The organism is Streptomyces sp. NPDC033180 (assembly GCF_055577645.1).
Genome location: NZ_JBVIPU010000011.1, coordinates 142,603 through 153,439 on the forward strand (window position 1 = coordinate 142,603; position 10,837 = coordinate 153,439).

Below are 10,837 nucleotides of genomic sequence, written 5' to 3' on the forward strand. Positions count from 1 at the left end.
GGCAGGCTGTCACCGTGCTCTCGTTCGCCATGATTATTGGCAGCAGGCGCGCCGGTCCGCAGTGACCGTCTCGTACCACCATGTACGGACGGACACCGTCGTCTCTCGACCCGCGCGCAAACCTCTCGTACCCACGAGGGGTTTTTTCGTTTCCTGGCCCAACATCAGCCGGACACGGAGCGCGAGGGATCATTGAGGTGGTGGAGCCGGTCATTCCGGTAGACCGAGATCCGACACAGGAGCCAGATCAGCATGACGGAAACCAGCACACCCGACGATGCGTTCCACGTCTTTGACACCACGCTGCGCGACGGCGCACAGCGTGAGGGAATCAACCTGACCGTCGCGGACAAGCTGACCATCGCCCGGCACCTGGACGACTTCGGCGTGGGCTTCATCGAGGGCGGCTGGCCGGGCGCCAACCCCCGCGACACCGAGTTCTTCTCCCGCGCCCAGCAGGAGATCACCTTCCGGCACGCCCAGCTCGTCGCCTTCGGCGCCACGCGCCGCCCGGGTGGCTCGGCGGCGAAGGACCCGCAGGTCAACGCCCTGCTGGAGTCCGGAGCCCCGGTCATCACGCTCGTCGCCAAATCCCATGACCGGCACGTCGAGCTCGCTCTGCGCACGACCCTGGACGAGAACCTGGAGATGGTGCGCGACACCGTCTCCTACCTCACCGCCCAGGGACGCCGCGTCTTCATCGACTGCGAGCACTTCTTCGACGGGTACCGCGCCAATCCCGAGTACGCGAAATCCGTCGTCCGCACGGCCTGGGAGGCGGGCGCCGACGTCGTCGTCCTGTGCGACACCAACGGCGGCATGCTCCCCGCCCAGGTCAAGGCCATCGTCGGCACCGTCATCGCCGACACCGGCGCCCGGCTCGGCATCCACGCGCAGGACGACACGGGGTGCGCCGTCGCCAACACCCTCGCCGCGGTCGACGCGGGCGCCACGCATGTGCAGTGCACCGCCAACGGCTACGGCGAGCGGGTCGGCAACGCCAACCTCTTCCCCGTGGTCGGCGCCCTGGAGCTCAAGTACGGCAAGCAGGTCCTGCCCGAGGGGTCTTTGCGCGAGATGACCCGCGTATCGCACGCCATCGCCGAGGTCGTGAACCTGACCCCCTCCACGCACCAGCCGTACGTGGGCGTCTCGGCCTTCGCCCACAAGGCGGGCCTGCACGCCTCCGCGATCAAGGTCGACCCGGATCTCTACCAGCACATCGACCCCGACCTGGTGGGCAACCGCATCCGGATGCTGGTCTCCGACATGGCGGGCCGCGCCTCCATCGAGCTCAAGGGCAAGGAACTGGGGATCGACCTGGGCGACGACCGGGAGCTGGTGGGCCGGGTCGTCGAGCGGGTCAAGGAGCGCGAGCTCAGCGGATACACCTACGAGGCCGCCGACGCGTCCTTCGAGCTGCTGCTCCGCGAGGAGGTCGAGGGTCGCGCACGCCGCTACTTCCGCGTCGAGTCCTGGCGGGCCATCGTCGAGGACCGGCCCGACGGCACGCACGCCAACGAGGCGACCGTGAAGCTGTGGGCCAAGGGCGAGCGCATCGTCGCCACGGCGGAGGGCAACGGCCCGGTCAACGCGCTCGACCGGTCGCTGCGGGTCGGCCTGGAGCGGATCTACCCCCAGCTCGCCAAGATGGAGCTGGTCGACTACAAGGTCCGCATCCTGGAGGGCAAGCACGGCACGTCGTCCACGACCCGGGTACTGATCTCCACCAGTGACGGTGACGGTGAGTGGTCGACGGTGGGTGTGGCGGAGAACGTCATCGCGGCGTCGTGGCAGGCGCTGGAGGACGCGTACACCTTCGGTCTGCTGCGCGCGGGCGTCGAGCCGGTGGAGTAGTCGCCGCAAATAGGCTCGCTCACGGACCTCCGTCGGGGGCCCGACTGAGTTAGCTTCGAAGTATGAGCAATGGGACGAAGCGGTTCATTGTCGCGCTGTCCGGGATGCTCCTGTCCCTGGGTGCCGTGTCGGTCACGGCGGCGCCCGGGGCTGCGGCCGCCACCAGCGTCCCCGCGGTGGCCGACGCCTGGGAGAAGAGCCCGGTGTACGTGGATCCGGACGCCGCGGATCAGCTGCCCGACGCTGACGCGAACGCGCTCGCGGAGAAGATCAAGGACGCCGACAAGCCTGTGTTCGTGGCGGTGCTGCCCGCCGACTTCCCCAAGCAGGACCTCTTCCAGAAGCTGCGCACCGAGACCGGCGTGACCGGTGTGTACGGCATCCGGCTCGGCGACGCGTTCGACGCGAAGGCCGACCGGCAGGTCCTGAGCAACGCGGCTGTCTCGAACCTCGTCGCGACCTACGGGGACGTGGCCGACACCAAGACCCAGCTCAACGACTTCGTCGACCAGGCGGTGAAGGACACACGCGGCTCGGCGCCCGCGTCCTGGGACGCCGGTTCCGACAGCGGCACTCCCGTGGGCGCGCTGATCGGTGTCGGCGCGGTGCTCGTCGCGGGCGGCGGTGCCACGTACGCGGTGGTCCGGCGGAACCGGCGGCGCAGGGCCGAGGAGCAGCGGGTCGCGCTGGAGAAGCTGCGGGTCGTGGTGGACGAGGACATCACGGCGTACGGCGAGGAGTTGGACCGTCTCGACTTCCACCCCGGGGAGGCGGGAGCGGACGACATGATGCGCGCGGACTACGAACGGGCCCTCGACTCGTACGAGAAGGCGAAGTCGTTCATGGCGGCGGCGGAGCGGCCCGAGCAGGTGCGGGCCGTCACCCAGTCGTTGGAGGACGGCCGCTTCTCGCTCGCCCTGCTCGCCGCGCGCCGGGAGGGCCGCCCGCTGCCGGAGCGGCGCGCTCCCTGCTTCTTCGACCCGCGCCACGGCCCGTCGGTGAAGGACGCCCAGTGGGCGCCGCCGGGCGGGGCCGAGCGGTCGGTCCCGGTGTGCCTCGCGGACGCGACGCGCCTCGCGGACGGCGAGGAGCCCATGTCGCGGACGGTGGCCACGGAATCGGGGGAGCGGCGCCCGTACTGGGAGGCCGGCCCGGCCTACGGCCCCTGGGCCGGCGGCTATTTCGGCGGCGGCATGCTGCCGGGCCTCCTTGTGGGCACGATGCTCGGCGGAATGATGGCGAGCCCGGCGTACGCGGGCGATTACGGGGCGGGGTACGGCGACTTCGGAGGCGGCGGGGGCGCCGGGTACGACGGCGGTGACTACTCGGGCTCGGACTTCAATCCCGGGGACTTCGGGGGCGGCGGGGACTTCGGCGGGGGCGGGGACTTCGGGGGCGGCGGGTTCTAGCGGGTTGACGGCGCACGGGCTTTAAGAGACGATACGTATCGTCTTGGTGAAGCCTCGTTGCCACGAAAGGTCATCCCATGGAGCAGCCCCAGCAGCAGTACGTCGAAGCCGCCCCCGGCGTCCGCCTGTGGACGGAACGGCGTGGTGCACCCGACGCCCCCGCCCTGCTCCTGATCATGGGCGCCCAGGCGTCGGGCCTCGGCTGGCCCGACGCCCTGGCCGACGCGCTCGCCGCCCGGTTTCAGGTCATCCGTTACGACCACAGGGACACAGGGCGCTCCACCGCTGAGTTTGATCAACACCCGTACCCCATCACCGACTTGGCGCGGGACGCCGTCGCGGTCCTGGACGCCCTGGGGGTCGAGCGGGCGCATCTGGTCGGTATGTCCCTCGGCGGCATGCTGACCCAACTGGTCCTCGCCGACCACCCCGAGCGCGTCCTGAGCGCCACGCTGATCGGCACCTGTGCGCTGAGCGAAACCCCGTACCTGGCCCCGGACGGAACTGAAGTCCCCGTCGGGGAACTCCCCGGCATCGCACCGGAGGTCCTGGAGATGTGGTCGCGTCCGGTCAAGGACACGGGGATGGAGGCCGAACTCGACCGCAGGGTGGAGCACTGGCGGGGCCTGAACGGCCGCCAACTCGACGCGGACGACGCGTACTTCCGCGATCTGGAGCGCAGGATCATCGCCCACACCGGCACCCACGTCGCCTCGACGGCCCACGCCCGAGCCGACGACTCCCACATGCTCCGTACCGACGAACTGGCCGACACGAAGGTCCCCACGCTGGTCATCTCCGCCCCGGCCGAGCCGGTCTTCCCACCCCCGCACCCGCACCACCTGGCCCAGGTCATCGGCGCTGGCACCACCCACGTCGTGGAGATCCCGGGCATGGGACACGCACTGCCCCCGGCGGTACAGGGCCCGCTCGCGAAAGCGATCCTGACGCACACAGAATCCGTCGGACCCTAGCCGCACCGTTCGGCGCCCGCGTGCCACAAGCCCGGCCGCGGTGGCCGTCGGGGCCGGGGCCGCACATGTGGTCCCAGTACACCTCGTCCGTCGCGACCGGCATCCAGCCGCTGCCATGCCGGCCGCGATGGCAGGTCACCGCCGCAGACTCCCCAACCCTGTGAGTTCTGCCGACAGTTGCCAGAGACGGGCCGCCGCCTCGGGGTCCGTTGCCCATGGCTTGACGCCGCCGGTCAGCATGTCCTCCGCCAGGGCGGGCTCCGCGACATCGCAGTCCTGGCAGTAGGCGCCGCCGTGGGCGTCGAGCAGCGGTGACGTCGCCGCCCAGACCGCCGTGGCCGCGCCCTGCGCGGGGGTCTTGAAGCCCTGCGCCGGTGTGCCGTCGGCGGTGAACCAGCCCTGCGCGATCTGTTCCTCGCGGGGGATGTGGCGCTGGAGGGGCGTGAGGATGCTGCCGGGGTGGACGGCGAAGGCACGCGGGCCGGTGCCTGCCGCGCTCAGGGAGTCGAGGTGCACGGCGAGGAGCGCGTTCGCCGTCTTGGACTGGGCGTAGGCGAGCCAGCGGTCGTAACCCTCGTGGAAGTGCGGGTCAGCCCAGCGGATGCCGGAGAGGAAGTGACCGGAGGAGGCCACGGACACCACGCGTGCGGCGGTGCCCCGACCCAGCGTGCCCCGAGTCAGCGCCGGATAAAGGTGGTTGACCAGGGCGAAGTGGCCCAGGTGATTGATCGCGAAGTGGGACTCCCAGGTCCCGTCCGGGCCGACGCGGGTCTCGGGGCAGGCCATCACGCCCGCGTTGTTGACGAGGATGTCGAGGGCGCGGCGCGTCGCGAGGAAACGGTCCGCGAAGAGCCGGACGCTCTCCTGGTCGGCCAGGTCCAGCGCCCCCACCTCCACGAGGTCCGCGCCGCGCAACGCCTCCTCCGCGATACGGGGTCTGCGTGCCGGGACGACGACGTGCGCGCCGGCCCGGGCGAGCGCCCGGGTGATCTCCAGGCCGAGGCCCGAGTAGCCGCCGGTGACCAGCGCCGTCCTGCCCGAGAGGTCGATCCCGTCGAGCACGTCGTCCGCCGTGCTCAGCGCGCCGAACCCGCTGCCGATCCTGTGCTGTCGCTCTTGCTGTGTGGTCATGCGCGTGACGCTAGAAGCTGGACCGCACTCCAAGGCAAGCCGTGCTTTCAAGAGACAGGTGCGCCTCAAGCGCCTGGTGACGACGAGACCGGCCAGGAGCCCGAATGCCCCGGCGGGAGCGCCAAGTCGCGCCGCACCGCCTGGTAATAGCCCTCGCGCGAACTCCGCTGACGCTCCAGGAGGGCGGACCAGGCGTCGGGGTCCCGGATGTCCTCGCGCAGGAAGCGCTCCATCTCGATGACGGTGAGGACCCAGACCCGCGCCTTGTCCACCACGTCCGGCGTGCCCAGCATCAACAGCGCCTCACCGGCCGGATCCCGCGCGATGGCGGCCTCCGCCAGGTGGGGCGCCGCTTCCTCTGGGGTCAGGGGATGGGGGTGCGGGTCGTTGCCGAGGTGGGCCGCGACGCGGTAGGTGAGCGTGACCGTCTGTTTCACCACGCGGGCGTAGTCGCCGTAGACGGCGAGACGCCGCTCCTCCCAACGGGCAGCCTGCTCCCGCTGGAACCGGGCCCGGTCACCTCGGGTGATCGCCAGATACGAACCGAGCGCACCGACGATCACGCCTATGAGGGCGGGCAGTTGCTGTATGAAGTCCGACACGGCCGAACGGTATAGGAGGAATCGAGCGGTCGGCCGGGGGCCGGCCGGATGGAAACGTTCAACGAAGGCCGCCCGACCCGACCCAGCCCGGGCACCCGCAAGATCACCCAAGCCGCCCACCCGCCCCCCTTTGGCGCTACGTGGCAATCGGGTGGGTGGGCGGGAAAGCATCCGCCGCGAAGCGGCGGCCCAGAAAGAGCCCAAGACTCAGGAGCCGGACTTGATCGCGGAGATGTCGAAGCTCAGCTTGATCTTGTCGGAGACCAGCACCCCGCCCGTCTCCAGGGCGGCGTTCCACGTGAGGCCCCACTCCGAGCGGAGGATCTCCGCCCTGCCCTCGAAGCCGACCCGCTCGTTCCCGAAGGGGTCCGTGGCCGAGCCGTTGAACTCGAGGTCGATGGTCAGCGGCTTCGTGGTGCCGAGGATCGTCAGGTCACCGGTGACGCGGTAGTCGTCGCCGCCCAGGGCTTCCGCCTTCGTGGAGCGGAAGGTCATCTCCGGGAACTCGTCGATCTTGAAGAAGTCCGCGCTCTTCAGGTGACCGTCGCGGTCGGCGCTGCCGGTGTCGATGCTCTCCATCCTGACGTCGATGGAAGCCGTCGAGCCGGACGGGTTCGTGCCGTCCAGGTGCAGCGTGCCGGCGACGTCGGCGAAAGCGCCCTTGACGTTCGTGACCATGGCATGGCGGGCGACGAAGCCGATCGACGTGTGCGAGGGGTCGATGGCGTACTCCCCGGTCAGAGCGGCCAGGTCCGCGTTGACCGGGGCGACCGCAGTGGCGGCGGCGGAGGCGGTGGCGGAAGTGGTGGTGACGGTTTCGTTCTTGCGGCCGAAGAGACCCATGACTGCTCCTTGGGGACGAGCTGCGAGCGGGAAAGTCGAGCTGCGAGCTGGTGAGCTGGAGGGGATACGTCTGTTGAATGTTCAACGAGATCGACTCTAACGCCATTCAGTTCAACATTCAACCTATGATGGAGCGTGCCGAAGCGATCACGCCTCACAAGCGCGCCCGCCAGGCGGCGGTGAGCCTCGCTGTGAGGTGTCTCTCACGCGGTCCTTTGTTGAATCCCTACAGGCGGAGACGGCTCTGAGCAGTCACTTCGCGCGTACAACGGAGGGCTTCTGTCCGGGGGTGCCAGGAAAACGGGCCGGAGACTGTTCAGAGTCGACGGTCCGTTTTCCTGGGCCCGCTTCGTAAGGTCACTACATGACCGTTTTGGACGACACCGCTTCTTCTCCCGACGGCGAGCCCACCGACGCGCGGGGGCGCGTGGCCGAGCTGCACGCGATTCGTGCCGAGGCGCTGCGTGGCCCCAGTGAGAAGGCGACGAAGGCCCAGCACGCCAAGGGCAAGCTGACCGCGCGCGAGCGGATCGAGCTGCTTCTTGACGCCGGGTCGTTCCAGGAGGTCGAGCAGCTGCGCCGACACCGGGCGACCGGGTTCGGCCTGGAGGCGAAGAAGCCGTACACGGACGGTGTCATCACCGGCTGGGGAACGGTCGAGGGCCGCACGGTCTTCGTGTACGCCCACGACTTCCGCATCTTCGGCGGCGCGCTCGGCGAGGCCCACGCCACGAAGATCCACAAGATCATGGACATGGCCATCGCGGCCGGTGCCCCGCTGGTCTCGCTGAACGACGGCGCCGGCGCCCGTATCCAGGAGGGCGTCTCCGCGCTCGCCGGGTACGGCGGCATCTTCCAGCGCAACACCAAGGCCTCGGGCGTCATCCCGCAGATCAGCGTGATGCTCGGCCCGTGTGCCGGGGGAGCGGCCTACAGCCCGGCCCTGACCGACTTCGTCTTCATGGTCCGCGAGACCTCGCAGATGTTCATCACCGGCCCGGACGTGGTCCGCGCGGTGACCGGCGAGGAGATCTCCCAGAACGGCCTGGGCGGCGCGGACGTGCACGCCGAGACCTCGGGCGTGTGCCACTTCGCGTACGACGACGAGGAGACCTGCCTCGCCGAGGTCCGCTACCTCATCGCGATGCTGCCCTCCAACAACCGCGAGAACCCGCCCACCCACGAGTCGGACGACCCGGCGGACCGCCGCTCGGACGTCCTGCTCGATCTGGTCCCGGCGGACGGCAACCGTCCGTACGACATGGCCAAGGTCATCGAGGAGCTCGTCGACGACGGCGACTACCTCGAGGTCCACGAGCGCTGGGCGCGCAACATCATCTGCGCCCTGGCCCGCCTGGACGGCAAGGTCGTCGGCATCGTCGCCAACCAGCCGCAGTCGCTCGCCGGGGTCCTGGACATCGAGGCCTCCGAGAAGGCGGCCCGCTTCGTCCAGATGTGCGACGCCTTCAACATCCCGATCGTCACGCTCCTCGACGTCCCGGGCTTCCTGCCGGGCGTGGACCAGGAGCACGGCGGGATCATCCGGCACGGCGCGAAGCTCCTGTACGCGTACTGCAACGCCACGGTCCCCCGTATCTCCCTCATCCTGCGCAAGGCGTACGGCGGCGCGTACATCGTCATGGACTCCCAGTCCATCGGCGCCGACCTGACCTACGCCTGGCCGACCAACGAGATCGCCGTGATGGGCGCCGAGGGCGCGGCCAACGTCATCTTCCGCCGGCAGATCGCGGATGCCGAGGACCCCGAGGCCATGCGGCAGAAGATGGTCAAGGAGTACAAGGCCGAGCTGATGCACCCGTACTACGCCGCCGAGCGCGGTCTGGTCGACGACGTGATCGACCCCGCCGCCACCCGCGAGGTGCTCATCAGCTCCCTCGCGATGCTCCGCAACAAGCACGCAGACCTGCCGTCCCGCAAGCACGGCAACCCCCCGCAGTAATCCTGCAGTAGCCCACAAGGAGAACGCTGCACATGAACACTCCCGACATCCGCGTCGAGAAGGGCCACGCCGAGCCCGAAGAGGTCGCCGCCATCACGGCGATCCTGCTGGCCCGTAGCGCCGCCGCCACCGCGCAGGCCCCCGCGCCCCGCCGAGGCCGCGACAAGGCCGGCTGGCGCCGCCTGGAGCGCACCCCGGGCTTCCGCGCCCCGCACAGCTGGCAGGGCTGAGCCCCAGCCGCCAGACGCACACCTCGAAGGCCCCGGTACTCCAAGGAGTACCGGGGCCTTCGCGCTTCCGGGGCCTTAGCGCTTCCGGACGCGGATGCACGACGGGCCCCGCACCCACCTGAGGGTGCGAGGCCCAACGACGTACAGGCAGGGACCGCTAACGCAGCCGCGCCATCAGCGCGTGCTCCACGAGCGTGATCAGCGCGCTCTTCGCGTCGGCGCGATGGCGCGCGTCCGTCGTGATGATCGGAGTGTCCGGGCCGATCTGCAGCGCCTCGCGCACCTCGTCCGGCGTGTACGGCTGGTGGCCGTCGAAGCCGTTGAGGGCGATGACGAAGGGCAGGCCCGAGTTCTCGAAGTAGTCGACGGCGGGGAAGCAGTCGGCGAGACGGCGGGTGTCGACCAGGACCACGGCGCCGATCGCGCCGCGTACGAGGTCGTCCCACATGAACCAGAAGCGGTCCTGTCCCGGTGTACCGAAGAGGTACAGGATCAGGTCCTGGTCCAGGGTGATGCGGCCGAAGTCCATGGCCACCGTGGTGGTGGTCTTGTCTCCGGTGTGGGTGAGGTCGTCGATGCCCGCGGACGCGGACGTCATGACGGCCTCGGTGCGCAGCGGGTTGATCTCAGAGACCGCTCCGACGAACGTGGTCTTGCCCACGCCGAAGCCGCCCGCCACCACGATTTTCGCGGAGGTGGTGGAGCGGGCTGTTGCTCCGCCGCTAGAGCTTGCGAAGTCCACTGAGCACCCTTTCGAGCAGTGTCACGTCTGGCTGGCCGCCGGCGGACTCGTCGCCGCCGGGCTGGTGGATGGCGACAAGTCCGGCCTCCGCCAGGTCGGCTACGAGGATCCGGGCGACGCCGAGGGGAATGGTGAGAAGTGCCGAGATCTCAGCGACTGACTTGATCTCGCGGCACAGATTGCAGATCCGCTGATGCTCGGGCAACTGGCCCTGCAGCTGGTGCGGTTGGGCGGTGGTGTGCACCAACGCCTCGATGGCGAGCTGGTAGCGGGGCCTGGTGCGGCCGCCCGTCATGGCGTAGGGGCGCACCAGGGGGTTGCTCGCAGCGGGCGCCGACTCGGGCGCGCGTCGCTGTGGTTGCACTGGCTGGATCCTGGGGGTGTGAGGCTGCTCGTACGGGCTCTGGCGGGGGCCCGGCTGCTGCGGCTGCTGATAGGGCCTGCGGTGCTGGCTGGGCGCGGAGGGGAAGTTGTATCGGTTCGGCGCCCCGTCGTGCGGCCCCTGCCCCTGGCCGTGGCCGGGCGACCAGTTGGCCGATGACGAACCGTCCGGGGGTGTTCCTGAGCCTGCCACGTACTCCTCCTCCGACTGTGCCGGGCACCATCACTCTGGAGCCGCGTCCCGAAACCTTACGGCCACGGGACGCGAAAACGCACCGTACGTCTACTAGTTGAGAAGGCTCCCCTGCAGCTCCGCACGCAGGTCGGGCGTGAGCACGGTGCCGGCACGGTCGACAAGAAGTGCCATCTCGTACCCAATGAGACCGATGTCCGCATCCGGGTGGGCGAGGACGGCCAGCGAGGAGCCGTCGGAGATGGACATAAGGAAGAGAAATCCTCGCTCCATCTCCACAACGGTCTGGGTCACGGAACCGCCCTCGAAGATCCGGGAGGCCCCGGCGGTGAGGGAGGTCAGACCGGATGCGACGGCCGCGAGCTGGTCGGCCCGGTCGCGGGGGAAGCCTTCGGACATCGCCAGAAGGAGTCCGTCGGCGGAGACCACCACCGTGTGGGACACCCCAGGGGTGTTGTCCACGAAGTTGGTGATCAACCAGTTCAGGTTCTGCGCCGCCTGGCTCATCGGGCTCA

Annotated in this window: 11 protein-coding genes; 5 read left to right on the plus strand and 6 right to left on the minus strand. The window is 69.6% G+C overall.

Translation table 11 applies throughout. The features are described from left to right. Positions 1-252 precede the first annotated feature (252 nt). The 3 genes from cimA to ACZ5WE_RS26895 all read left to right on the plus strand — a co-directional run bounded on the left by cimA (position 253) and on the right by ACZ5WE_RS26895 (position 4,240). Positions 253-1,857 carry a citramalate synthase gene (gene cimA, locus ACZ5WE_RS26885; protein WP_467693037.1) on the plus strand — a complete coding sequence of 535 codons (1,605 nt, stop codon included), beginning with the start codon at positions 253-255 and terminating at the stop codon, positions 1,855-1,857. A 62-nt stretch (positions 1,858-1,919) separates the two neighbouring features. After that, positions 1,920-3,266, plus strand: a complete 1,347-nt coding sequence (locus tag ACZ5WE_RS26890; RefSeq protein WP_467693035.1) for a hypothetical protein — start codon at positions 1,920-1,922, stop codon at positions 3,264-3,266. Between the two features lie 77 nt (positions 3,267-3,343). Further along, positions 3,344-4,240 (plus strand): alpha/beta fold hydrolase, encoded by an 897-nt coding sequence (locus ACZ5WE_RS26895; protein ID WP_467693033.1) that lies wholly within the window; start codon positions 3,344-3,346, stop codon positions 4,238-4,240. 135 nt (positions 4,241-4,375) lie between these two features. On the opposite strand, the gene ACZ5WE_RS26900 is transcribed toward ACZ5WE_RS26895, so the two are convergent. From ACZ5WE_RS26900 to ACZ5WE_RS26910, 3 genes are all read right to left on the minus strand, one after another. Further along, on the minus strand, positions 4,376-5,371 hold the full coding sequence (locus ACZ5WE_RS26900; RefSeq protein WP_467693031.1) for an SDR family NAD(P)-dependent oxidoreductase: 996 nt from the start codon (positions 5,369-5,371) through the stop codon (positions 4,376-4,378). A 65-nt stretch (positions 5,372-5,436) separates the two neighbouring features. Next, entirely contained in the window at positions 5,437-5,973 is a 537-nt protein-coding gene (locus ACZ5WE_RS26905) for a hypothetical protein (protein ID WP_467693030.1), read from the minus strand. A 207-nt stretch (positions 5,974-6,180) separates the two neighbouring features. After that, entirely contained in the window at positions 6,181-6,816 is a 636-nt protein-coding gene (locus ACZ5WE_RS26910) for a YceI family protein (RefSeq protein ID WP_467693028.1), read from the minus strand. 364 nt (positions 6,817-7,180) lie between these two features. Here ACZ5WE_RS26910 and ACZ5WE_RS26915 point away from each other — a divergent pair, with 364 nt between their 5' ends. Together ACZ5WE_RS26915 and ACZ5WE_RS26920 are read left to right on the plus strand one after the other, a co-directional pair. Next, positions 7,181-8,776, plus strand: a complete 1,596-nt coding sequence (locus ACZ5WE_RS26915; protein WP_467693026.1) for an acyl-CoA carboxylase subunit beta — start codon at positions 7,181-7,183, stop codon at positions 8,774-8,776. A 32-nt stretch (positions 8,777-8,808) separates the two neighbouring features. After that, the gene (locus ACZ5WE_RS26920; RefSeq protein WP_160507407.1) at positions 8,809-9,006 is read left to right on the plus strand and encodes an acyl-CoA carboxylase subunit epsilon; all 198 of its coding nucleotides are present in this window, start codon (positions 8,809-8,811) and stop codon (positions 9,004-9,006) included. 157 nt (positions 9,007-9,163) lie between these two features. On the opposite strand, the gene ACZ5WE_RS26925 is transcribed toward ACZ5WE_RS26920, so the two are convergent. The 3 genes from ACZ5WE_RS26925 to ACZ5WE_RS26935 all read right to left on the minus strand — a co-directional run bounded on the left by ACZ5WE_RS26925 (position 9,164) and on the right by ACZ5WE_RS26935 (position 10,829). Further along, complete coding sequence (locus ACZ5WE_RS26925) at positions 9,164-9,748, minus strand: GTP-binding protein (protein ID WP_030361923.1); 585 nt, start codon at positions 9,746-9,748, stop codon at positions 9,164-9,166. Beyond that, on the minus strand, positions 9,729-10,322 hold the full coding sequence (locus ACZ5WE_RS26930; RefSeq protein WP_363212490.1) for a DUF742 domain-containing protein: 594 nt from the start codon (positions 10,320-10,322) through the stop codon (positions 9,729-9,731). The genes ACZ5WE_RS26925 and ACZ5WE_RS26930 overlap by 20 nt, the downstream gene beginning before the upstream one ends. 93 nt (positions 10,323-10,415) lie before the next feature. Then, entirely contained in the window at positions 10,416-10,829 is a 414-nt protein-coding gene (locus ACZ5WE_RS26935) for a roadblock/LC7 domain-containing protein (RefSeq protein WP_135330751.1), read from the minus strand. Positions 10,830-10,837: the final 8 nt, after the last annotated feature.